Source organism: Oleiharenicola lentus (genome assembly GCF_004118375.1).
Classification (GTDB): Bacteria; Verrucomicrobiota; Verrucomicrobiia; order Opitutales; family Opitutaceae; genus Lacunisphaera; species Lacunisphaera lenta.
In genome coordinates this window covers 1,284,300-1,307,352 of sequence record NZ_SDHX01000001.1, presented here as the reverse complement: position 1 = coordinate 1,307,352, position 23,053 = coordinate 1,284,300, and the positions used below count along the sequence as shown (strand labels likewise).

At 65.0% G+C, this 23,053-nt stretch carries 22 protein-coding genes; 12 read left to right on the top strand and 10 right to left on the bottom strand.

The window, feature by feature from the left end:
- Positions 1–28 precede the first annotated feature (28 nt).
- A complete protein-coding gene (locus tag ESB00_RS05370; protein ID WP_164976064.1) occupies positions 29–844 on the bottom strand; it encodes a metallophosphoesterase in 816 nt (271 codons plus the stop codon).
- A gap of 138 nt (positions 845–982) precedes the next feature.
- Here ESB00_RS05370 and ESB00_RS05365 point away from each other — a divergent pair, with 138 nt between their 5' ends.
- Positions 983–1,585, top strand: a complete 603-nt coding sequence (locus tag ESB00_RS05365) for a DUF2306 domain-containing protein (protein ID WP_129046693.1) — start codon at positions 983–985, stop codon at positions 1,583–1,585.
- Between the two features lie 8 nt (positions 1,586–1,593).
- Here ESB00_RS05365 and sixA read toward each other — a convergent pair whose 3' ends face one another.
- The 3 genes from sixA to ESB00_RS05350 all read right to left on the bottom strand — a co-directional run bounded on the left by sixA (position 1,594) and on the right by ESB00_RS05350 (position 3,187).
- Entirely contained in the window at positions 1,594–2,058 is a 465-nt protein-coding gene (sixA, locus tag ESB00_RS05360) for a phosphohistidine phosphatase SixA (RefSeq protein ID WP_164976063.1), read from the bottom strand.
- 105 nt (positions 2,059–2,163) lie between these two features.
- The gene (locus tag ESB00_RS05355; RefSeq protein WP_129046691.1) at positions 2,164–2,559 is read right to left on the bottom strand and encodes a hypothetical protein; all 396 of its coding nucleotides are present in this window, start codon (positions 2,557–2,559) and stop codon (positions 2,164–2,166) included.
- A gap of 412 nt (positions 2,560–2,971) precedes the next feature.
- Complete coding sequence (locus ESB00_RS05350) at positions 2,972–3,187, bottom strand: hypothetical protein (RefSeq protein ID WP_129046690.1); 216 nt, start codon at positions 3,185–3,187, stop codon at positions 2,972–2,974.
- A gap of 343 nt (positions 3,188–3,530) precedes the next feature.
- On the opposite strand from ESB00_RS05350, the gene ESB00_RS05345 reads away from it, so the two are divergent.
- A complete protein-coding gene (locus tag ESB00_RS05345) occupies positions 3,531–4,214 on the top strand; it encodes a choice-of-anchor N protein (protein ID WP_129046689.1) in 684 nt (227 codons plus the stop codon).
- Between the two features lie 541 nt (positions 4,215–4,755).
- A complete protein-coding gene (locus ESB00_RS05340; RefSeq protein ID WP_129046688.1) occupies positions 4,756–5,106 on the top strand; it encodes a hypothetical protein in 351 nt (116 codons plus the stop codon).
- 409 nt (positions 5,107–5,515) lie between these two features.
- Here the strand turns inward: ESB00_RS05340 and ESB00_RS05335 are convergent, their stop codons facing one another.
- Positions 5,516–6,367 (bottom strand): hypothetical protein, encoded by an 852-nt coding sequence (locus ESB00_RS05335; protein WP_129046687.1) that lies wholly within the window; start codon positions 6,365–6,367, stop codon positions 5,516–5,518.
- A 174-nt stretch (positions 6,368–6,541) separates the two neighbouring features.
- On the opposite strand from ESB00_RS05335, the gene ESB00_RS05330 reads away from it, so the two are divergent.
- Both ESB00_RS05330 and ESB00_RS05325 read left to right on the top strand, forming a co-directional pair.
- On the top strand, positions 6,542–7,705 hold the full coding sequence (locus ESB00_RS05330) for a XylR family transcriptional regulator (protein ID WP_129046686.1): 1,164 nt from the start codon (positions 6,542–6,544) through the stop codon (positions 7,703–7,705).
- Positions 7,706–7,860: 155 nt separating this feature from the next.
- On the top strand, positions 7,861–8,397 hold the full coding sequence (locus tag ESB00_RS05325; protein WP_129046685.1) for a malectin: 537 nt from the start codon (positions 7,861–7,863) through the stop codon (positions 8,395–8,397).
- Between the two features lie 79 nt (positions 8,398–8,476).
- Here the strand turns inward: ESB00_RS05325 and ESB00_RS05320 are convergent, their stop codons facing one another.
- From ESB00_RS05320 to ESB00_RS05310, 3 genes are all read right to left on the bottom strand, one after another.
- Positions 8,477–10,267 (bottom strand): outer membrane protein assembly factor BamB family protein, encoded by a 1,791-nt coding sequence (locus ESB00_RS05320; RefSeq protein ID WP_164976062.1) that lies wholly within the window; start codon positions 10,265–10,267, stop codon positions 8,477–8,479.
- Positions 10,268–10,464: 197 nt separating this feature from the next.
- Positions 10,465–11,301: a hypothetical protein gene (locus ESB00_RS05315; protein ID WP_129046683.1), complete on the bottom strand. Its 837-nt coding sequence runs from the start codon at positions 11,299–11,301 to the stop codon at positions 10,465–10,467.
- Between the two features lie 52 nt (positions 11,302–11,353).
- Positions 11,354–12,082 carry a class I SAM-dependent methyltransferase gene (locus ESB00_RS05310; RefSeq protein WP_164976061.1) on the bottom strand — a complete coding sequence of 243 codons (729 nt, stop codon included), beginning with the start codon at positions 12,080–12,082 and terminating at the stop codon, positions 11,354–11,356.
- A 103-nt stretch (positions 12,083–12,185) separates the two neighbouring features.
- On the opposite strand from ESB00_RS05310, the gene ESB00_RS05305 reads away from it, so the two are divergent.
- Entirely contained in the window at positions 12,186–13,157 is a 972-nt protein-coding gene (locus ESB00_RS05305) for a lysylphosphatidylglycerol synthase transmembrane domain-containing protein (RefSeq protein WP_164976060.1), read from the top strand.
- Between the two features lie 13 nt (positions 13,158–13,170).
- On the opposite strand, the gene ESB00_RS05300 is transcribed toward ESB00_RS05305, so the two are convergent.
- On the bottom strand, positions 13,171–14,004 hold the full coding sequence (locus tag ESB00_RS05300) for a hypothetical protein (protein ID WP_129046680.1): 834 nt from the start codon (positions 14,002–14,004) through the stop codon (positions 13,171–13,173).
- Between the two features lie 114 nt (positions 14,005–14,118).
- On the opposite strand from ESB00_RS05300, the gene ESB00_RS05295 reads away from it, so the two are divergent.
- The 6 genes from ESB00_RS05295 (at position 14,119) to ESB00_RS05275 (ending at position 21,761) form a co-directional block, all read left to right on the top strand.
- Positions 14,119–14,604, top strand: a complete 486-nt coding sequence (locus tag ESB00_RS05295) for an asparaginase domain-containing protein (RefSeq protein ID WP_129046679.1) — start codon at positions 14,119–14,121, stop codon at positions 14,602–14,604.
- The gene (locus tag ESB00_RS19600) at positions 14,601–14,765 is read left to right on the top strand and encodes a hypothetical protein (protein WP_164976059.1); all 165 of its coding nucleotides are present in this window, start codon (positions 14,601–14,603) and stop codon (positions 14,763–14,765) included. Before ESB00_RS05295 ends, ESB00_RS19600 begins: the two co-directional genes overlap by 4 nt.
- An 11-nt stretch (positions 14,766–14,776) precedes the next feature.
- Positions 14,777–15,784, top strand: a complete 1,008-nt coding sequence (locus ESB00_RS05290; protein ID WP_129046678.1) for a L,D-transpeptidase family protein — start codon at positions 14,777–14,779, stop codon at positions 15,782–15,784.
- 115 nt (positions 15,785–15,899) lie between these two features.
- Positions 15,900–16,916, top strand: coding sequence for a glycoside hydrolase family 5 protein (locus ESB00_RS05285; RefSeq protein WP_129046677.1), 1,017 nt, complete (start codon positions 15,900–15,902; stop codon positions 16,914–16,916).
- Positions 16,917–17,000: 84 nt separating this feature from the next.
- Entirely contained in the window at positions 17,001–19,634 is a 2,634-nt protein-coding gene (locus ESB00_RS05280; RefSeq protein ID WP_129046676.1) for a DEAD/DEAH box helicase, read from the top strand.
- Between the two features lie 105 nt (positions 19,635–19,739).
- Positions 19,740–21,761, top strand: a complete 2,022-nt coding sequence (locus ESB00_RS05275) for an alpha/beta hydrolase family protein (protein WP_164976058.1) — start codon at positions 19,740–19,742, stop codon at positions 21,759–21,761.
- A gap of 96 nt (positions 21,762–21,857) precedes the next feature.
- Here ESB00_RS05275 and ESB00_RS05270 read toward each other — a convergent pair whose 3' ends face one another.
- Positions 21,858–23,015 carry a redoxin domain-containing protein gene (locus tag ESB00_RS05270; protein ID WP_129046674.1) on the bottom strand — a complete coding sequence of 386 codons (1,158 nt, stop codon included), beginning with the start codon at positions 23,013–23,015 and terminating at the stop codon, positions 21,858–21,860.
- Positions 23,016–23,053: the final 38 nt, after the last annotated feature.

Genomic DNA, 23,053 nt, shown 5'->3' with positions numbered 1-23,053 from the left:
TGGCGGCGCAAAACGCCGCGGCTCAGGATTAAGTTCGCGAGCCGGAAAGGTGCAGCGGAATCGTGGCCAGCAACGCACCCGGCGCAAAATCGCTCCCGCATCGCCGGATCCGGCGGACCTCGACCCGGTCGGCGAAGATGTCCACGAGATTGCCGCCCAGCGGTTGGAAGAAGGAACCGGTGTTGATGATCGTGGGGCCGCCCGAATGACGCCACACCCCCGGAAAGTGCACATGACCGGTCACGACCACCTGCGTGGAGGAACGTTGCGCCACGGCCAGACGCGCGGCCAAACTTGGCAAGTCGCGCCACGCCCGCAGCATCGCCAGCACCTGGCGCGGAGGGAAGAAGGTGCGCGCGATCCACTTGAGGTGTGCGCGCCAGCCGCCGGTCACGTAATCGGGCAAATCCTCCTCCGCCCGCGCCACCGCGCGCGCCAGCCGCAGGCGCACGGCCGGCAGCGCAAAATCGGCGGAGGGATCGGCGGCGCGTTCCGCGGCCAGCAAGCGCCGGAGCTGCCCGGCATGCCGGCTCCAGGGCGTCAGCCCGTCGAGGAAGATGTCGCCATGCGTCACCCAAATTCGGTCTTTTGCCAGCAGGAGCTCATGGGTGTCGCTGATGTCGGGATCGTGATTGCCGGTGATAAACGTCACCGCAGGCACCCGTTGGCGGAAAAAATTGCGCAACGCCTCGACCATGGCGGGCGACACATCTCGCCGCATCTCGCAGCTGTCGCCATTGAGCACGAGTTCCGGCACGCCCTCGAGCAGCGGGAGCAACTGCTGGAAGTCCCGGACCAGCGTGCGGGCGTCGTAGCAGTGAAGGTCCGATAGGATGCGGATCACGCCCGCAGGCAATGCCGCTCGCGCCGGCATGGCAACCATCGAGGTTTGCCCGGAGACCGCGCACTGTCGCTTTGACTCCCCGCCGCAGGGCCGGCCTCATCCCGGCATGCCTGCCGACGAACTTGCCAGTCCACTCCCATGATTTCGTTCTCCCGCTGGCTGGTGCTGATTCTCTCGCTGGGGGTGACCGGTTACGGCCTCTACGCTTACCTCGCCCTTCCGCCGGGAACGTCGGTCCATCCCGACATGAAGGCCGCTTACGCCGCGCACCCCGGTCGGATTGTGGCGCACGTGGCGTTCTCCGCCTTGGCGCTTGCAGTCGGGCCATTGCAATTTTTCCCGGCCTTGCGAGCCCGGCGAAGGCTGCACCGCGGGCTCGGTTACCTCTATTTTCTCGGTGTGATGGGCGGAGGAATCGCGGGTTTTTGCACGGCCTTCATTGCCTATGGAGGTCTCGTGGCAAGGGTCGGGTTCGGGATGCTGGCGCTGGTCTGGCTCTGGACCGCACTGGCTGCGATCCATGCGGCGCGCCGTCGTGATTTCGAGGCACATGAGCGCTGGGCGCTGCGCAGTTTCGCCCTGACCTTTGCGGCGGTTACCCTGCGGCTCTACATGCCGTTGTTCTTTGCCGCCGGCATCGCCTTCGAGGATTTCTACCCGGTGCAGGCGTGGCTCTGCTGGGTGCCCAACCTGATTTTGCTCGAGTGGATGCTGCTCGGCCGGGCCAAGGCGCAGAAGTAAGCCAACGCTCAGGCGATTTCCTTGGGCGACACCTGCCATCGCAGGGCCCAGCGACCGTCCTTGCGCTCCAGCGCGGCAACCGCGCCCTTTTTGAGCACCAGCACCGGATGCTCGGCACGGCCCAGGATCAGCAAGGTGGCCAGCGCGCTAAGATGCGGCTCATGACCGACCACGGCAACCGACCGGCGGATGGATTTCAGCTTCGCCGCCATCGTCGCCGGGTTGGCATACGGTTCAACGCCCGCGACCTCGCTGAGCTTGGCGTCGAGTTCCATGTCGCCGGCCAGCAAGGCCGCGGTGTTTTTCGCCCGCTCGAGCGGACTGTGCCAGAATTCGCGCGTCTTGAGCCGGCCGCTGCGCCGGAGAAACTTCGCCATCGCGCGAATTTGGCGCCGGCCTTTGTCGCTCAGGGGACGCCGGGCATCGTCGTCGCCCTCCACCGCGTGCGCGTGCCGGATGAGATAAATCGTCATGCGGCGCATCCTGCGGGGAAGCGGCGCAAGGCGACAAGAGTCCAATTGTGACGTATTTCGTCACAATTCGCGAAGCCGGAAACAGAGATGCGAACGGCGGCGGCGTCAGGGCCGTTCGAGTCGCGAACTGGAATCCTCCGATGCCGGCAAGGTGTTGGCGGGCGTCACCCCGGCTGCCAGGAGTTCCGCGCGGAGCCGCGGCAGGTAGCGATCCGCCAGGTCCTCCAAGCGGAGCGTCAGCCGGTCGGTCCGCACGTCCTCACCGAGAAAGGCGAGGATGTCGGTGAGCTCGACGAGTTCCTCGTCGAGGAAGTGCTCCTCGATCACCGCCTGGCTGCCCTCGAGCGCAGCCATGCCGGGCCAGGGCTGTTCGCCCGCCGGGTCGCCGGGGCAGATCGCGACCGCGCCGCACAGGCGCGCGCGGCTGATCCGCGCGGCAAACTCGCCGAGGCGTTGGTAGGCGTAAGCCACGTTGGCGAGCCGCGCCTGGCGGAGCAACATGTCACGTTGATGAAGAAGGTGGTGGATATTCATGGCGGGTTCTCCTTGGTTGCGGGTGGTTGTCTCGCTGGACCGGATGATAACCTGCACGGCGGACAAGCCGCCGCGGCCCATGCCGTGGCACTGTCCTGACTCAATCGCTGGCGCTGTCCCTGTCGTTTGCCTGACCTGCTAACTCGTAGAAGTGTCGCTAACGCGGAATCTGACGCTCTGTCCTTGTCTGACTCAAATCACGATCCTGACCGTGCATCTGACGACCTGACATCGAACTCCCCTACACATCGGCACAACCCGCCTCGTCGCAAGGAGAATCTCCGCTGGTCTCACGTCCACTCAGAACACCCGACCGGCCGCAAACAACGGCCCCCGACCCCGGGAGAGGTCGGAGCAGCGCGCGGCCGTGAGCGACAGCTCAATCCGCGTGCGGAGCAACCCAGAGCGCGGTGGCGATCACTGCCAGCATCAGCGTGGGCCCGATAATCCAGGCGGGATTGATGGGCACTTGCCAGTGGTTCATCGCCCACCACACAAGCGCACACTTCGCCAGGATCACCACCCACGCCACGCCGAGAAACCAGCGCATCCGCACCGGATACCGCGTCGCATCCACATTGAGGGAATGAGGCATGCTGAAGGATAATCTGGTTTCACAGCATTGGCTGCGCATCCCTTGACTAAATATCTCTGGCCTTGATTAGAATTTACCGGTTCGGGCCTCCGAACATTCCACTTCGAGAAGATGCTTCCTGTTCGGGGAGGCTTTAATGAAAAGGCCGCCAAGCGCACAGAGTTGGACTATCCTTAAACAGGGTATTTCGAACCTATTCGGTTGTCGGAAAAGTTAGCGAGAGTCAGGATGAATAGCATTCAAAAATCACCCTTAAATACTCTCTTCTATATGTAATGCATGATTTTATGTATTTTACGAAATCTGTGGCACAGGTTCAGCTAGCTATAGGGAAACATTTTCCATGAAGAAACCTTTCATCGCATTAGTCGCAGCCGCCACCGTGTTCGGAACCACCGCTTATGGTATCCCGACCCTTCAACTTGATGCGTCCAACGCCGCATATGATGCCGCGACCGAAACGACGTTAGCCAGCAGCCCGGAGTTCACCCTCTTTGCCCTGTTCAACGGGCTTACTCCGAGCGGCACCTACTACATCTCGGCCGCTTTGACTCCGGCCACGCCGTCAGGGAACTACGGTTCCTTCAAGTTCAACGGAACCACGGTCAACGTCACTTCGGACATGAGCTGGGGCACTCCCACCTTACTGCCCAGCCACGACATCTTTCCGACCTACTACAAGGAGTTCGCATTCACCTTCTCTACTTCTGATAATTCGAACCGGTTCACCAACTATGATGTCCAGTCAGTTGTAGGCGAACACACCGGACCGATCCAGAGCAATACTGGCAACTCGCGGTTCGCCGCATTCTCCATCGATTTGAGCGGTCTGGCCCCGGAAACCGGGATCCATTTTGACCTCTACAACTATTCCACCAAGCAAAACGGAGAGCTGAAAATCAAGTTCGCCCCCTTCTCCCATGATGCCGGTGGCAACAACTTGGTGCCAGATGGCGGCAACACCGCCCTGTTGATCGGCTTGGGCTTGGTGTGCCTTGGACTGTTCAAGGGCAGAAATGCGCGCTAACGCTGAACAAGAATCCTGACTTGCACGAAGCCGTCGGAAAATTCCGACGGCTTTTTTCTGCAACATCCCGCCTTCACAGGAACGACCTGGACGATTTCCCAAAACAGAATTTTGTCGCGCCAAGAACCCGTCACAATACACGTGTCGACTGTCAACGAAGCCATGAAGCCGCGGAGGAGACAAAGCAGGAGCCCACACCCAAACTTCATGGCGTGTCTTTCGCCTGATCTGTTTCCGCCCCTGCGCCAAAGCTCAGACTTTCCCGAGCAATAAGCACACCCTGCGCATGGTTTGGCTTGCCAAGTGAAAATTTCGAAACATTCGTTTTTTCGTCACCTAGATTAGGCGGAAGTATTTTAGTGAAATACCTTCTCCAGCAGCACCCCTCAATTCGACTCCTTCATGGGCGGCCCCACCGGCCGCCCTTTTTGCTATCCGCAAACAAGTTGCGAAGCGAAAACCAGGTAGCCGCTCCCCCCTCTTTCTTCCCCGGGCTGATGTTTCTCCTGCCCGGCTTCGTCAGGTTCATTCCTACCCCCTAATGACCCTCTCCGTTTTTCTGATTCTCACCTTCGCCGCGCTGGTGCTCACCTCGAGCGGAAGCTTTATCCATGCGATCCGCCACGCCATGGAGGGCTACGAAGATGAGGTCGGCTTCCATTTCGGTCCGACACCCGCCACGCTTTTCCTTTCCCCTGCCCCGACTGTCCCTTCCACCCCATTTCTACCCGACAACACTGAAAGGGCGAGTCCGCCCTCGGATGTGAAACCGGAAGGACGGAAAATCCTCGGCTCCAAGCCCCCGATGCTCCCGGTCGAACTTCAGGCAGAAGACCTGAAATCGCCGCCCAAGCATTCCAACGAGTCCCCCGCCCAGCCGGGCAATATCTGAGGCTGCAGCTTCCGCTGCGGCTCTCTTTGCCCCCGCCAAAGAAAAACCGCCCCGGAGGAAATCCCCCGGGGCGGCGTTGTTTTCTTAGCGATAGGAGCGCACCCGGCGATCGCGACCGGCCATGAAATAAATCACGACGGCGGCGAACCAAGCTACTCCAATGGTGGCGATGGTCAGCATGACTTATCGTCTCCTTTGTTGCCGCCCTAGGCGGCTTGAGAGTCCGTTCCCCGTGAGGGGTTCAGACTGTTTCATAGAACAACTGGACGGTTACCAACCCCGTCCATCGCCGACCAAAATGGTTTGCTTGGCCCAGAATGCAAGCAAGGGGCTGTTATTTTTCTAAACCCTCGCAGCCATCATCTTATGTGACCATCAAGGAGGGACCCCGTCCGGTAATCCCACCCCATCAGCGCCGGCTGAGTTCCCGGCTCTCCGCCTTCTGGTCTTCCAGGCAATCAACACAAACACCGTGAGTGAACGTGATCTGGCTGCGGCAGGAAAAATACTCCTCCAACTGCTGCCAGTAACCCTTGTCGTTGCGGACTTTTTTGCACCAGGCGCAGATCGGCAACAAACCGGACAAGGTTTGCACCTCGGCATGGGCGCTGGAGAGCTCGTCGTGGCGGACCTGGAGGTTGGCGATCAGGATGCCGGCAAACAGCGCGACCATGAAGAAGCTGACTTCGAGATCACCGACAACTTGCAGAGCCAAGGCCGCGCCCTCCCACCCCTGCAGGGTGAACAGCGCCGCCAAGGCCACGCGGAGGGCATGAAAGACCGCATGGGCCAGAAAAATTTTGGCCGGGGCAAAGGCCGGTTTGAAGTAATAAGGCGATGCGCGGTAAAGGCACCAGGCCGAGGCCAGGGAAAGCCCGCCCCAGATGAGCCCGTTGGATACCATGCGCCAGCTGGAATACTCATTCTGCCAGATGAAAAAGATCAGGCTGGCTGCATGCAGTCCGAGTACGCCCCAGATAAGCCGTTTCCGGAGGCGCAAACCTGCGGTGCGCTGCGTGCCGAGGAACAGGGCGGCATGCCCGGCCGTCACGAGCAACGGCGGCACCAACCGTCCAAACCAATACGGTAAGCCGGACCGCATCGCGAAAAACACATCGGCCACCGTCATGATCCACGCGGCGATCATCCAATAGCGCATCGCCGCCGTCCGTCCCTGCGCCATCCAGTAGTGGGTCATCAGGCACGCGAGAATCGTGCAAATGATGATGTTGGTCAGATACGTGACGGTCTCTTGTCCCATGTGTTTCCGGTTGGCACCATACGGCCGCATCCCGGCATGGGAAGCTGATTCTCATTTCCGCCGGCAGGCTGCGCCCGCCGGCCAATCCCGGGGCAGGCCTTCGGTTCAAGCCGGGGAGTTCGTTAGCACACCGCCGCACTTGCATGCCTTCGCGGAGTGCGCAGCATCTGCTTGATGACCCGCCCGAAGATCCTGCTCGTTTTCCTCATGCGATTCGAGGAGGCCGCCCGCATGCTGCAGGGGATCGTGCAGCACGAGCGCTCGCACCGGCAGTGGGCGACTTTCCTGGACGACGAGGCCCGCGCGATGAGTGACCCCGATTTTCTGCGCGGTGAAAAATGGTCGGGCGTCATCAGCCGGCACACAACCCCGGCGCTGGTTAAGGGTTGTGCGAAACTCGGCATCCCGCTGGTGGACCTCAACGACACCCCGCCCTTCCCCGGCGTGCCGAAGATCCGGCCGAACAACCACGCCATCGGCCACCTGGGCGCCGAGCATTTTCTCGAGCGCGGCTTCCGGCACTTTGCCTTCTGTGGCTTCGGCAACGAAGGCTGGTCCTGCGAGCGGCGCGACGGGTTTGTCGAGGCCCTGCGCCTTGCCGGCCAGGGCTGCGATGTGCTCGACGTCGAATACCCCGGCATCATCACCCCCGATTGGAACGCCAGCCAGTCGCGCATCATCGGCTCGTGGCTGCGCCGTCTGCCCCGCCCCTGCGCCATCATGGCCTGCGTGGATGTGCGCGCCTTTCAGGTCATTGCCGCCGCCCAGCAAGCCGGGCTCAAGGTCCCCGAGGAGTTCGCGCTGCTCGGGGTGAACAACGATGTCGTGCGCTGCGAACTCTCCGACCCGCCGCTTTCCAGCGTGGCCCTCAACGCCCACCAGTCCGGCTATCACGCCGCCGAGGTGCTCGACCACCTCCTGCGCGGCCGGGCTCCCGAGGCGATGGACGTCCGCATCGATCCGGTGGGCGTCGTCACCCGCCTATCCACCGACATCCTGGCCGTGGGCGACCGCAACGTGAGCACGGCGCTCAACTACATCCGCGAACACGCGTGCAAGGGACTGAGCGTGGAGGAGGTCGTCACCCACACGGCCGCCTCGCGCAGCCAGTTGGAGAAAAAGTTCCGCCGCTTCATCGGCCGCTCCCCGCAGGCGGAGATCCGCCGGGTGCAGCTCGCCCGCGCCAAGGAACTGCTCACCGAGACCGACCTGCCGCTGAAGAGCATCGCCGGGCTCACGGGTTTCGAGCACATTGAGTATCTCTCCGTGGTCTTCAAGCGCATGACCGGCGAGTCGCCGGGGCAATACCGCAAGCGCACGCGCACCAAGCCCCACTGATCCGGTCTATTGTTGCGGGCACCGCCGCACTTGCTCCAACGCCGTTCCCCGCTAGGCCTCACCGGCATGTCCTCCGCCCCGGCCGCCCGGTCGCACGCCCCGGAATCTGCCGCCACCTCCGCAGCCATGCCGGCACATCCTCTCCCGCTTTCCCCATGAAAAACCCGCATCCCCACCGCCCGCTCCTGTTCACCCTGACCGCCGCGCTCGCGCTCGGCTGCACGGCCTTCGCCCTGGCCGCCGAGGCCATCCGCATCCGCGCCGGCACCACCAAGGACCACACCGATGAAAACGGCGTGGTCTGGCTCGCCGACCAGGGCTTCAACGGCGGCGACACCATCGACCGCACGGGCATCGTCGTGGCCAACACCAAGACCCCGTCGATCTACACCGCCGAGCGCTACAGCCTGAGCGGCTTCACCCGCAAGCTGCCCAACGGAAAATACACCGTGAAACTCCACTTCGCCGAGACCTACGAGGGCATCTACGGCAAGGGCGAGCGGGTGTTCTCGTTCAACGTCGAGGGCCGGGAGTTCAAGGACTTCGACGTCACCGCCCGGGCCGGAGGCGTGATGCGCGCCCATGTGGAAACCGTCGAGGTGGAGGTCAAGGACGGCCAGCTCGACATCACTTTCACGCACAACATCGAGAATCCCGAGATCAACGCGCTCGAGATCATCCCGGCGTCTTAAAGTCTTTCCGCCAAAACGACAGGGTGGAACCGGCTGAACCGGTTCCACCCTGCTTGTTGGGTGAGTCCGAAGATTCGCCTCAGAATTCGTAGGCTTGGATCTGGTCGCCGCCCTTGAAGTAGAAAATGCGGCCGGCGGCCTCGTCCGCGAGATACTTGGGTTCCTTGTCCCCGAGCGCCAGGCGGCGGTCGGTTTCACCGTTGCCGAGATTCACTCCCACCAGGCCCACACCACCGCCATGCTCCTTCTCGAGCTTGGTGATGATGTAGGTGTAACCGCCTGAGCTCTTGGAACCGCCAATCTTGCGGGCGCGCGTCTCGGTGTAACGGTTGTAGCGGTCGAGGGCATTCTGGATGTTCTCCATGCCCTGGCGGCCGCCGGAGGTCATGATGCTGCCGTTTTGCGCCACCTGCGCGTTGCCCTGGGCCGAGGCCGCGAGCGTCACGGCGAACATCGCGATCGTGGCGAAGGCGTCACTGGGCGCGGCGTAGTAGAGCGACCACTTCTGGCCTTTGGCCACCGGGTCGAAGCCGAGCAGGTGCTGTTTGCCCTGCACGACGATGTGGCCGTCCTGCCGCGTAATGGCCACCGGCACGTCGAGCCGCGCTTTGCTGGAGGAACTCACGGCCTTGACCGTGCCCATGAGACCGCCCGTGAGACCCAGGCCGATCTTCGCAATGTCTCCGCCGCCCATCTTGCGCTTGAACTCGATTGGCACGCGGAAGATTTCCTCCACCGTCGCGCCGGCGCTGAGACCGACCAGCTCCTTGCCGTCCGCGAACATCACCGCCCCGATTTCGGGCAACGCCATGAGGTTGGTCAGGCCACCCTCGATCTTCTTGTCCTGATAGAGCGGCTTGCCGTCAGCGGCGGACACCACGACCACGCCAAGCGGCTCCTTGAGCATCACGGTCTGGCCGTTGGAGAAGTTGCCGCCATAGCGGGCGTAGATCTTGTCGTCGATGACCTCGATCTGCGTGACGATGGCGTTGTCCCGCGCCTTGAAGAGCCCGGCGTATTCCGAGATGCGGTCGCTCTTCCAGAGGGTGGCGCCGGTTTCCTTGTTGATCGCATGGATGCTGCCGCCACCGGCACCATAGAGGACGTCGCCCACGATGCGCAAAGGCGCGTAGGTGCGCTTCAGGCCCTTGTCGCCCGGGGGAAACTCGACCCCCCACTTGATGGCACCGGTGTTGAGGTCGAGCGCGTGCACGCCGAGGTAACCGAGATAAAGCGTGTCCCCTTCAAGCACGGGATCGTGGTAGCCCGAGAGGTCCATGCGCGGCATGAACTTTCCGGAATTGTCCGCCATGTGCAGCGGGATGCCGTTGGCCTTCGTGAGCAGGGTGGACCACTTGCGCTCGCCCGTGGCGAGGTCGTGGGCAAAGAGGAAGGTGCCGTGCTCCTGGCCCTTGCCGTCCTTCCAGGTGGTCATCACGAGGATGGCCAGGCCCTTCTCCGGCACGGGAATGGTCCCGAGATACTGGCCCGACACCTCGGGCGCGGTCCACTCGGTCTCGCCCGTGAGGTAATCGATCAGCGTGAACGTGGACTTGGAATTGGCCATGCCCGAAAACTGGTTGCAGAGCAGGAACGGCGTGCCGGGAATCTCGCGCGCGTTCATCGTGTTGCTCTTCTTGAAGGTGGCGTTCTTCCAGAGCACCTTGCCCGTGTCGGGGTCGATGCAGTGGATGGCCGAATCGGTGCCGACGAGCAGCACGCCGAGATCGGTCAGGGTTTCCCACTTGGCGTCTTCGCCCAGCGGCAGGGTCCAGACTGGCTTGCTGGCGGCAGCCCAGCCGGAAATGGCGGCGGTCAGCAAGGCGACCGCTGCGACGGTGCGGAACGAACGGAGGATGGGGGCAATCATGGTCCCCGATTCTAGGAGAACTCGCCCGCCCCGCCAATGCGTAGTCCTACGTAGGCGCTCCGGCGCCCACGCCATCCTCCCGGGGAAAGGATCGCGCCAACGCGAAGGAAGACCGGTCAGGCACGGCCCGCCTCCTCCCGCCGGCGGCTGGCGCGATTCCTTTGGGTCGTAACCCGGGAGCCGGCCCCGGGGAGCCTTTACTCAGCCGGGGTTTCGACCGCTCCGAGGATCTGCACGTCCTTCATGTCCACCTTGCCGGTGGGATTCAGCCGGCGGATGAGTCCGTTGCTGTCGCGCCCAAAATAGCGCGAGGCAAACATGCTCATGTCCGGCAGTGCGGCGATGAAGTTGTTGCCCTGGGAAGCGATGTTGTAACGCGTGGACCAGAGCGGCACGAGCCGCTTCTCCTTCCAGGCGGCTTTGAAGTCGAACGCCGTCATGATGACGAAATAGCGCGGTTCCTCCACGTCGGCCACCAAGTCGCCATAGACAGTGCCATGCACCCCCCAGGCGCGCAGGCCATGGTGGTGGGCGAGCGCCTCGCGGTAGCCGAGCAAGCCAGCATTGCTGAAGTTGGCCGAATCGCGCCGCCGGTTGGCCTCGTCCATCAGGGAGGAGGCTCCATACCAGTCGCCATTCATGTCCGCCGCCTGCTGCATCGTGCCATCGGACAACAGCGACGAGACGCCATAGCCGTCGGTCGCACCCCAATAGACGTAGATCAACAGGTCGGTGTCCTCGGGGTTGGCCGCGGCCACGTAGTTTTGCCGGGTGAGAGCCGGGCTCAGGAGGTGCACAACCTGCTTGAAAGTCGCGTTGTCCACCGAACGGTCACGGATGCGCCCCAGCACGGGACCACCGTTGGCGAATGCGATGCGTTCGGGCTTGAATCCACCCAGAGCGGAAGGCGTGCGGACATAGTTGTTGAAAACCTTGGAGTAGACGGCCGTCTCTTCCTCCTCGACGCGGTTCTGGGCTGACGAAACCACCGCCACGCAGAGCGCGGCGGCTAACAGGGCATTGCGGGGTAACATGGGCTTTGGGGGATTGATTGACACTGCTGGGACCCGGCCTGGAGGCAATTGTTCACTTGCGGGCCGCCACAAAGACCGAGCTCCCCGCCGGCAGCGGCCAGCCCCGCTTGGTCCAGGCATGCTCCCCTGCCGCCATGGTGGAGAAAACCGCCTCCACCGGTGCGGCATAAACCTGCACGTCACTCGTCGGTTGTGCGGGCGGAAACAGCTTTCGCCGCGCCGCGATCAGGGGCAGGGGCAGCAGATTGGCGTAACTCGCAAACCGCACCGCCAATCCCGCCGCTTGAAACAGGGCGACCAGTTCCGGTCGCGTGTAGCGGTGCTTGGTCTGGCAGGCGTCGTCATGATAGGACCAGAGCCAGCGGTAGGCGGGCACATTGACCAACACCGCGCCACCGGGCCGCACCACGCGCGCAAACTCGCGCAACGCCTGCGCGTGGTCCTCCACCTGGCAGACCACGTCGGCGGACACGACCGCATCAAACGTCGCGTCCGCAAACGGCAGGCTCGTGATCGAGCCCTGCACGATCTCTGCGCCGGTGCGCTCACGGGCCAGTTCGCAGGCCAGCGGCATGAAATCCAATCCCGTGATCCGCCAGCCGGGATTCGCCGCACGCAGCGACTTGATCAGTCCGCCGGTGCCGCAGCCGGCGTCGAGCACGCGGGCTTCCCGCTCGGGCTGGAGCCGCCCCAGCCAGTGCGCCATCCGTCGGTTCAGCGCACGGAAATACCACATCCGGTCCTCGGTCTCGGCGAGCTTGCGGTATTCGTCCAGTTGCATCGGGCCGGCAAATGTCCGCGCTCCCGGCTCCGCGTGGCGAACAAATTCCACGGCGCGGCGGCCGCGGCTTGCGTCAGTCCGCCGGACTGGCATCACCCGAGTCGTGCGCTGGTTCTCCTTCCTGCAAAGCCCCGTGGGCGTCGTGCTGCGCTACGCGCTGACGCTTGGCCTGCTCGGCTGGCTGGTCACGCGCGTGGAGTGGACGGCACTCGGCGGACTGCGCGCCCTCGACTGGCGGCTGGCCGTTCCGGCGATCCTCCTCGCGGGCCTCGCCTACCCGCTGCAAATTGTCCGCTGGCAGGTGCTGCTGCGCGCCCAAGGTTTCGCCGTTCCGGCTGGTCGCGTCCATTTCGCCAGCTGGGCCGGTTTTTTCTACAATTCGTTCCTGCCCGGCGGCATCGCGGGCGACGCGGTGCGGTTCAACCTGCTCTGGCAACACGCCCCGGACCGCAAGACCGCCGCCGCCACCGGGTTGCTGGCCGATCGCCTTGTCGGGTTGGCGGCCTTGTTTGGCCTCGCCGCACTGTTCCTCGGGCTGCATCTCGCCGCGGGCAACGCCAGCGAATCCGAGCGGTTGCTGCTCCTGGCCAGCGCCGGCGGTTTCATCGCGCTGTTGGGCGGGGCCGCGACCCTGGCATGGCCACGACTCTGGGCGCCCCTCGCCACACGGCTCCTGGGCAGTGAGCGCACGGCCGTGCTCCACGCCGCCCTGCTGCCGTTGACTAAAATCCGGGTCGCGACGTTGTGTCTGCTGCTGAGTATCACGGTTTGGCTGGCCGACTTTGCCGCCCTCTGGTTGCTCGCCCGCGCCGTTGGGCTGGAACCGGGATTCTGGAGCCTGTCCGCAGCTTCCGCCGGCGCCTACGTGGTGGCGTCACTGCCACTCAGCATCGGGGGTCACGGCCTGCGCGAGGGCACTCTGGTCGCCCTGCTCCACTTGCTGGGCATCGGATCGGGACAGGAAACGCTGGTCGCATTGCTGGCCCTGGCCTTCTTCGCGCTGTCCGTCGGTTGGAGCTTGGTCGGCGGTGTCGTGGTGCTGTTCGCGCCCAAGCTCCCCGCTCGCTTCGCCTGATCGGCCACCCGCCTCACATCCGCTCGTAGCGGGAGTGCGCGCGCCGCCAGTCCGAACGCCCGGGCGGAACCGCGTGGTCATCGCGTCCACGTCCGCGATGCTCACGCTGGCTGCCATCATAGCTGCGTCGCTCAGGCAGGGCCGGACTACTGATGATCGGGCTGATGACCGGCGTCGTGGGCGTTTCGTAAACCGGCTTGGGCGAATCGTAGTAGGTATAGCTAACCGGCCAGAGGGCAAATTCCTGGTGGTAGTCGTAGCGGTCGCGATAACGCGGGTAGCTGCGCACGCGGTAGTAAACGGGTTCGCGCTCGGCCTCGGCCGCGGCCACCCGCGCTTCCAATTCGCGCAAACGCAGCGAATCCGCCTCCCGGCGCGCCTTTTCCTCCCGTTGCTCGCTGAGCTTCAGCCGGGCGATGGTCAGCGGCTCGGCGCAGGGCACGGCGGGATAGCGCCGGCTGAAGTCTTCCCAAAAAGCCACCTGGTAGGCGACCGGCGACGCCAGAAAAGCCGCATCCGCCAGCTTGCGGTCCCGCAGGGCCGTGCCTTCCGCCTGGGATTGTGAACGCTGCGCGGAGAGCTGGGTCTGCAAACGTTCTTCCCGCGCCGCCCACACCGCCTGCTCCTCCTCCGAACGCAAATCGACCCGGGTGACCCGGCCCGCGCTCAGCTCAACCGAGCCGCGCTCATACAGGAGCACCTGCCGCGCCCCGAGTTGCATCTGCCCATTCGGTTTGCCCAGGACCGCGCGCACCTCGTCGAGTGAGGCCCCGGGGCTCACCCCGGCGCCCGCTCCCACGGCAGTCATCAGGGCAAACAGGGCGGCGCTCAGGACGGGGGTTTTCATGCCGTTTAGGACACCGGCAAGCTAGGTTGGTTCACGCCGGAATCAAACGGTTTTACCTTTTACACGCCCGCAATCCGCATTGAACCGGCCCCGCCCGTGGTCATTTTCCCGCCCATGCGCATCCGAGTCATCACCGCCGGCGGCACCATCGACAAAGTGTATTTCGACGACGCCAGCACCTTCAACGTCGGCGACCCCCAGGTCGGCCCGCTGTTCAAGGAAGCCAACGTCACCTTCGACTACGTCGTGGAGTCGGTTATGCAGAAGGACAGCCTGCACATGACCGATGAGGACCGCGCCCTGATCCGGGCCCGCGTGGCCGCCGCCCCCGAAAACCTCATCCTCATCACCCACGGCACCGACACCATGACCGCAACCGCGGCGCACCTCACCGGCCTGCCCGGAAAGGTCATTGTGTTCACCGGGTCGATGGTGCCGGCGCGCTTCCGGCAGACCGATGCATTTTTCAACCTCGGGTGCGCCGTCGGTGCGCTGCAGGTGCTGCCGCCCGGCGTCTATATCGCCATGAACGGACGCGTCTTCCCCGCCACCGAAGTGAAGAAGAACCGCGCCGAAAGCCGGTTCGAGCCCAAGGCATGAAGAAGCCCACGGTCGAGCAACGGAAGAGCATGTGCACCGGCAAGCGCCGCTACCGCACCCAGGGCGACGCCCTCGACGCCGCGCTTTGCGCCGGGGTCGAGCGCCAACGCGCAGCCTACCGTTGCACCGTGTGCGGTCACTGGCACCTCACCTCGCGCTGACTCCCGCCGCCATGCCGTTTCTGCTTTTCCTCCTCCTGGGCGCCGCCGTCATCATGCGCGGACAATCCGCCACCGAACCCCCGCCGCGACCCGAGGACACCCCGGCCCTGCCCGCCGAGGAGGCGATCGAAGAACCGGGCGCCGAACCCGAGTCACCGCCCGGACGACCGGTGAACGACTGGCTCGAAGCCCAGGTCGAACTGCATCGTCGCGGTTTTTCCTGCGGCTCGATCGATGGCGTGCGCGGCGCACAGACCGCCGCCGCCCTCAAGGCCTGGCAAAAAAACGAAGGCCTGCGCGAATCCGGCGACCTGGATCGCGCCACCAAGGCGGCCCTGCTCCTTTCCGAACCCGCCCTCACCGACTACATCTTCACCGTTGAGGACAGCGCCGCCACCGCCGCCGTGCCCGACACCTGGCTCGGAAAATCCGAACTCGACGCCCTGCGCCACGCCACGCCGCTGGAAATGATTGCCGAGCGCTTCCGCGCCAATCCCAAGCTGCTCGCGAAGGTCAACCCCGGCGTGAACTGGGACGATCTGCTGCCCGGCACGAGGCTCGTCGTACCCTCCGCCGATCCCGTCCTCGCTCCCGGAAAGGTCGCGCGCATCCACATCTACCTCGCCGAGAAAATCCTCCAGGCCGTGGACGAGACCGGCCGCATCCTGCTGCACAGTCCCGTAAGCATCGCACGCAACGTCGAAAAACGCCCCGTCGGTGAGCTGCACGTCACGGTCGTCATTCCGGATCCCAACTACACCTTCGACCCGGTCGTCTTCCCGGAGGTGCCCGAGGCGCAGGAACTCGGCCGCAAGCTCATCATCGCCCCCGGTCCGAACAACCCCGTCGGCGTCGCCTGGATCGGTCTTGATCGCACCGGCTACGGCATCCACGGCACCCCCGACCCCGAAAAGGTCGGCCGCACCGAGTCCCACGGCTGCTTCCGCCTCGCCAACTGGGACGCCCGCGTCCTCGTCCGCCTCGCCTGGGTCGGATTGCCGGTGACAGTGGATCCGTAACCCCGGACCCGCGGGCCGCGCGCTTGCCCGCGCCGGATATTGAATAACCAATGCTGGGATTCTCAATTCTCTGCGTTTGCCGCCCGATGCATCCCGGAATTAAGTGCCGCACCCCATGATCCAGCTCCGCCCCGCCTTTCTTTGCGCGACCCTTGCCGTTGCGCTCGCTCAATCAGGCTGCGCCACTACGCCCTCCTCCGCCCCGACCGCCGCACCGGAACCTGCCACCAGCGGCATTGTCCGCCAGCACGGCCGCCTGCAGGTCCAGGGCAACCGCATCGTCGGCACCCACGGCCGACCGGTCAGCCTCGCGGGCAACAGCTTTTTCTGGAGCCAGTGGATGGGACGCTTCTACCAGGCCGAAACCGTCGCCTGGCTGAAAAAGGACTGGGGCGCCACGATCGTCCGCGCCGCCCTCGGGGTGCACCAGGAGGACGGCTACCTCCAGCATCCCAAGGAAAACAAACAGCGCGTCCTGAAGGTGGTGGACGCCGCTGTCGCCCACGACCTCTACGTCATCATCGACTGGCACGACCACCACGCGGAAGACCACGCCGCCCAGGCCGCCGATTTCTTCGCCGACATGGCCAGGCGCTACGGCCACCTGCCCAACGTCATCTACGAAATCTACAACGAGCCGCTGCGGGTCTCGTGGCCGGACACGGTCAAACCTTACGCCGAAAAGGTGATCGCCGCCATCCGCCAGCATGACCCCGACAACTTGATCGTCGTCGGGACTCCCTTTTGGGCCCAGCGCGTGGACCTCGCCGCCGCCGACCCGATCAAGGATCCCAACGTCGCCTACGCGCTCCATTTCTACGCCGGCACCCACAAGGCGGACCTCCGCGCCAGGGCGGAACAGGCCCTCTCGCTTGGCGCTGCGCTCTTCGTCACCGAATGGGGCACCTGCAACGCCGATGGCAACGGCCCGATCGACCAGGCCTCCGTCCGCGAGTGGATGGACTTCATGCGGAAACACGAACTCAGCCACTGCAACTGGTCCGTCTCCGACAAACGCGAGACCGCCTCCATCGTCAAACCCGGCGCCGCTTCGAAGGGCGGATGGAGTGACAGTGACCTGACGCCCTCCGGTCTCTTTGTCCGCGACCTGATTCGCAACTGGGGAAAGTGACCGGTTGCTCCCGGCCGGGGCGGAACTGAGGCCCGAGGATTTTCTTTGGCCTTTGGCGGTTGGGCGGTTGGAGTGCCTTGGCCCATGCTCCGCCTGCTGTTGCCGCCCAACCTCGAAGCCGCCATCCCGCGCGACGCCATCGCCATCCGGGTGGAGCTCGACCTTTTGCCGGGCGACCGGCCCGGACCAACACCGGCCAGCCCGCCCAGCCAGAGCGGAGGCTCGGCGACTGGGCTTGGGCCGGCTGCGGCCGGCAACAGGAACGCCGGAACGGCGCCCGGCGATCTTCCCGAAAACCTGCTGCCCGGCCTCGCCCTGCTCCAGCGCCTCGGCGTGAAGCCCCAGCCCGCCTCGCTCATCCAGCTCACCCGCCCGCAACTGCGCGAGCTGATCACCGCCCTCGCCGGCCAGCCCGTGTTTTTCTACGGCACCCTGCCCGAAGTCCCCCTCGCCTGGCACGGGACCGAGCTCTCCGGCGTCAGCGAACTGCTCAACGCCGCGCCCCCGCCCAATGTTCGTAATACGAACATTCGCCCGGCCGCCTCCCCCGGGCCCACCGCCGCCAATGTTCGTAATACGAACATTGGGCGGGCACCGGCGCCGGCGGGGGAATCGGGCTCGCCGCTGCTCATCGACGGCTCGGAGCACTTTCTGGCGGTCATGCTCCCGGCGCGTGGCTCGGTGCATTACGACGCGGTGCTGGAGTTCCTGCGCGAGCATCGCTTCGTGCTCGATCCGCTCAACCGCAAGTGGTGGCTGCGCGACCGGCACCGCGTGCTGAACCTCCTCGCCACGCATGGCCGCCGGTTGCGCGAGGACTTTGGCGCGGAGTTCACCGACAACTTCAAGCGCAACACGGCCCGGCTGCGGGAAGCCGAGGCCTCCGCCGAGGTCTCGGAATCACCCGACGGCTACGACGTGTCGCTCGGGCTCAATGCCGGCCGGGCCACCGAGACGCAGGTGCGCGAGGCGGTCGCCAGCGGCCGCGGCTACGTCGAGGACGGCCAGGCCATCTACCTGATCGACCAAAGCCGTCTCGAAAAAATCCAGGCCGCGCACCGCAAGCTCGCCGGCGATCCCACCGGGACCGGCAGCGCCGTCCGCCAGCACCGCATCAGCAAGGCCCGCGCGGCCGAGGTGAACGATTTGCTCGAGGAACTCGCGCCGCATTTCCAGGCACCCGAGACCTGGCGCCGCCGCAGCGCCGCCTTGCGCAACCTGACCTCGCTGCCGCCCGCACCGGTGCCCGCCGCGCTCGATGCCATCCTGCGACCCTACCAGAAACTCGGCGTCGCGTGGCTCTGGCACCTTTACCGGCAGGAAGTCGGCGGCATCCTCGCCGACGAGATGGGCCTCGGCAAAACCCTGCAGGCGCTGGCGCTGGTGGCCGCGGCCCGGGCCGCAAACACTCGCGCCGTGCTGCCGGCCTTTGCCTCGGTTTCGCGTAGCCAGAACCGGGGACAAACACCGGCCGGCGAGCACGCCGGAACGGTGCCCCACTTGGTCGTCTGCCCCGCCTCGCTCGTCGAAAACTGGCGGCGCGAAGCCGCGCGCTTCGCGCCGGAACTCAAAGTCTTCGTCCATCACGGCACCCGCCGCCTCGCCGGCAGGGACTTCGCCGCCCACGACCTCGTCCTCACGTCCTACGGCACGCTCGCGCGCGACACCGTGCTGTTCGAGTCCGTCGAGTTCGACCTCATCCTCGCCGACGAGGCACAGCACCTGAAAAACCGCCGCACCCAGGCCGCCCAGTCGCTGCGCGCCCTGCGCGGACGCGGCCGGTTCCTGCTCACCGGCACCCCGCTGGAGAACTCGCTCGACGACCTGCGCTCGCTCTTCGAGTTCCTGATGCCCGGCTTCCTCGCCAAGGTCCCGCCCAGCCTCAAACGCGATGAACGTTCCTGGCACGACGCCCAGCTGCGGACGCAGACCGCGCCCTACATCCTGCGCCGCACCAAGGCCGCCGTCGCCCCTGAACTGCCGGAGAAGATCGAGCAGACGATCTGGTGCGAGCCCACCCCGGCGCAGGCCGCGCTCTACCGCCGCATGCAGGAGGACAGCGAACGTGAACTGCTGGACCTCGCCGCGCAGGGCTCGTCCGAGGGCAACCTGCGCTTCGCCGTTTTCACCCAGCTGCTGCGTCTGCGCCAAATCTGCTGCGACCCGCGGCTGGTGCCTTCCGCCCGCAACGCGGCCGCAGCCGACTCCGCCAAGCTCGACGCCTTCCGCGAACTGCTCGCCGAGAGCATCGACGAAGGCCACCGCATGCTCGTGTTCTCGCAGTTCACCGCGCTGCTCGGCCTGCTTCGCGAGGAGCTCGACGCCCAGGGAGTGCCCTGCTGCTACCTCGACGGCTCGCTCACGCCCAAGGCGCGGCAGGCCGCGGTGGACAAGTTTCAAAACGACGCCGCGATCCCCGTCTTCCTCATCTCGCTCAAAGCCGGCGGCACCGGCCTCAACCTCACGGGCGCCGACATCGTCGTGCATTTCGACCCGTGGTGGAATCCCGCGGCCGAGGCGCAGGCCACCGACCGCGCGCACCGCATCGGGCAGACCAAGGTCGTCACGAGCTACAAGCTCATCTGCTCCGGCACCGTTGAGGAGAAAGTGCTCGCCCTCCAGGACACCAAGCGCGCGCTCCTCGCCGACGTCTTCGAGGCCAGCGACGAGGCCGCCGCGAGCCTCAGCCTCGCCGACCTGCGCGAGTTGCTGAAATAGCGAGTCATAGCCAAGGGGTGCGGCAGGTCCCGGCTTGCCCGGCTTCAATCCGCCCCAAGAATGCCCTCGCTTCGTCGGGCCAGCGAAGCGCCACCCCATCCCCCTATGAAACGGATCCTCCGTGCCTGCCTCGCCTGTGCCCTGACGGCCCATTCGCTCCTCGCCGCCGACAAGTTCGACCTTGAGCGCGTCACCCCGGTCCCCGCCGACCAACCGATCCCGACGCAGGACTTTTTCCGGCCCCGCGCCCTGTCGCAGCCCAGTCTCAACCGGGCGGGCACCCACATTGCCGCACTCGTCGCCGCCGACGAGGACAAGCACATGTTGATGGTTTACGACATCGCCACGGCCAAGCCCGACACGCTTGCCTTCCGGGGGGCCCGCGACATCTACGGCATTTCCTGGCTCAGCAACACGCGGGTCCTTTTCCACCTCGCCTCCCGCAAGATGTACGGCCTCGGCATCATGGCCGCCGACATCAGCAACCTGCGCGACGCCTACGCGCTCCAGCAGTATAACGGCTCCAGCCTGGTTTCGATCCCGCTCGAAAAGCCGACCCACCCGCTGATCTGGAACCGGAACGACATCGAGAACCGCCGGGACACCGGCGTCTCCGCCATCGATTCCCGCAATCGCAGCGCCTCCATCGTGGATCTCACGGTCACGATGAACGACTTCGAATACATGGCGAAGCGCGACAAGGTGCGCGACAGCAACCAGAAGGCCGTGGACCACAGCTACCCTTTGCCGCCTGAGGCCGGTGTGACCTACCGCTACATGGCCGACAAAAAGGGCAACCTCGCCTACGCCTTCACCTCGCACAACGGCAACCTCTCCATGTTCCGCCTCGAAGGGGAGAAGTGGATCCGTTGCCCGGTCGATCTCGAGGAAATCGACATCCTCGACAACGCCAACGAGCCAGGGCAGCTGCTCGTCATCGGGCCGGCCAAGGACGGCAAACCCAACCCGCTGCAGCTGCTCGACGCCGCCACCGGCCAGCTCGGTGACATCGTGCTGCAGGACCCCGCCTACGATTTCAACGGCTGGACCTACAACAACCCGGCCACCGGTGACGTGCTCGGCGCCGTCTTTCAGAAGGGCGGCCCGCGCGTCTATTGGTTCAACGAGGACTACAAGGCGCTCCAGAAGATTCTCGACGGCATGTTCCCCAAGCAGGTCGTGCGCATCATCGGCAGCGACGACCAGCACGCGATCTTCCTCGTCGCCACTTTCTCGGACCGCCAGCCGGTCGCCTACCATTGGGTCAACCTCGCCACCCGCCAGGCCGGCCTGTTCAAGAACTCCGCCCCGTGGATCGACCCGGCCCGCATGCAGCCGATGCAGATCGTGCAGTTCAAGACGCGCGACGGCCACAAGCTCGAAGGCTACCTCACCCTGCCCGCCGGCGCCTCCAAGGAAAACCCCGCCCCCCTCGTCGTGCTCTGTCACGGCGGTCCCTGGGCCCGCGACAACTGGGGCTTCAACGGCGAGGTGCAGTTCCTCGCCTATCACGGCTATGCCGTCCTCCAGCCCAATTACCGCGGCTCCACCGGCTCGGTCGGCCGGTTCCCGGCGGAGGACGAATATGACTTCGTGAAGATGCACCACGACGTGACCGATGCCGTGAAAACCATCCTCCGCACCGGCCTCGTCGACCAGAACCGCGTGGGCATCATGGGCGCCTCCTTCGGCGGCTACCTCGCCGTGTCGGGCGCCGCGCACGAGAGCGACCTCTACCGCTGCGCCGTCACCAACGCCGGTGTCTTCGACTGGGCCCTGCAGGTGCAGTCGGAAAAATACGACCAATACGACCGCCCCTTTTACGGTCGCATGATCAAGAAGCTCGGCGACCCGAAGAAGGAGGAGGCGAAATATGAGGCCATGTCCCCCTTGCGCCACGTCGCCAAGATCAGGGCCCCGGTCTTCGTCGCGGGTGGCAAGGACGACCAGACCGTCGAGATCGGCCAGTCCCGCAAGCTGGTCGCCGAGCTCGACCGCCACAACATTCCCCATGAAAAGTTCTTCGTCGGCGGCGAAGGCCACGGCATGGCCCACCTCAAGAACGAGGTCGAACTCTACGACCAGATCCTCGTCTTCCTCGACCGGCACCTGATGCCGAAGCGGTGAGGGGGAGCCGGCGCTCCGCGCGGGCAGGTTTCGCTTTTCCTGGTCAACCCGCGCGGTGCGCGGGTTCCACCCGGGTGTCCGATGGCCGCGCGGCGCTCAGCGGTCGTAAACCTTGTCCGCGTTCACCCAGGGCGTGACTTTGTCCAGCGCGGGATAAATCGCCCGGCGCAGCGCGAGAAAGTTGATCGAGCCGCTCTCGCGGTAGAGCACCTCGCCCTTCGGGCCGATGAGCAGCGTGTAGGGCAGCTCGCCGTTCCACTCCTTGTCGAAGGCCTCGATGAAGGCGTATTTGTCCTTCTCGCCGAAGATCAGGTTGCGGCCGGAGGATTTTTTCTCCTTCAGGAAATTCAGGACCTTGGCCTCTTCGTCGGGGAACTGCGCGGCGACCGTCACCATCTCGAAGCCTCGGTGGCGGAAGCGCAGGTTCTGCTCGATGAGCTCGTCAAACTCCGAGACGCACGGCCCGCACCACGTGGCCCAGAAATTCACCAGCCGGAGCTTGCCGGAGTCGGTGTTGGCGCGCAGGGCCTTGATGCCGGCCACGTCCACTTTCTCGAGCGTGACGGGTTCGCGGGCGACCTTGGCGCGCCAGCGCAGGTTGTCCTCGACCTTGTCCTTCCACTTCACCGAGCAACCGAAGACCCGTGTGGTCTTCACCTCGGGATCCTTGCCCGCCAGCAGCGCGTCGAGCGCGGCGCGGGTGTCATGCCCGGTGGCGAGGTCCTCGCGCTCGGAGTTGTCGATGCGGCCCTGGAAGCGCAGCCTGCGCTCCTGGTCGAAGATATAGACGTGCGGCGTGGCGATGGCGCCGAACTTCATCGTCAGTTCCTGCGTCTCGCCGTCGTCCAGGTAGGGAAAGTTCCACTGGTGGTCCTTGTGCCGGATGACCATCTCCTCAAACGAATCGCCCAGGTCGCCGTAGCCCTGCTCGTCGAGCCGGACGGCCGGCGCGTGATTGGGATTGATGGCGACGAGCGCCACGCCCTTCGGGCCGTATTGGGCCGCGAGGCGCTTCAGACGCTCCTCGTAGGCCTGGGCGGTCGGGCAGTGGTTGCAGGTAAAGACGACCGCCAGGATTTTCGCGGCGGCGAAATCAGCGGGCTTGTACATCTTGCCGTCCACCCCCGGCAGGGCGAAATCGGGCAATGGCGAACCGATGGCCATGACGGGCGGATTCGCCGCGACCGCGGTGAGGGCGGCGCCGGCCAGCAGGCCACAGGCAAGGAGCAGACGCAGGGGGCGTGGGGTAATCATCGGACCCACCAAAACCACGGGACCGAGGCGCGCAAGCG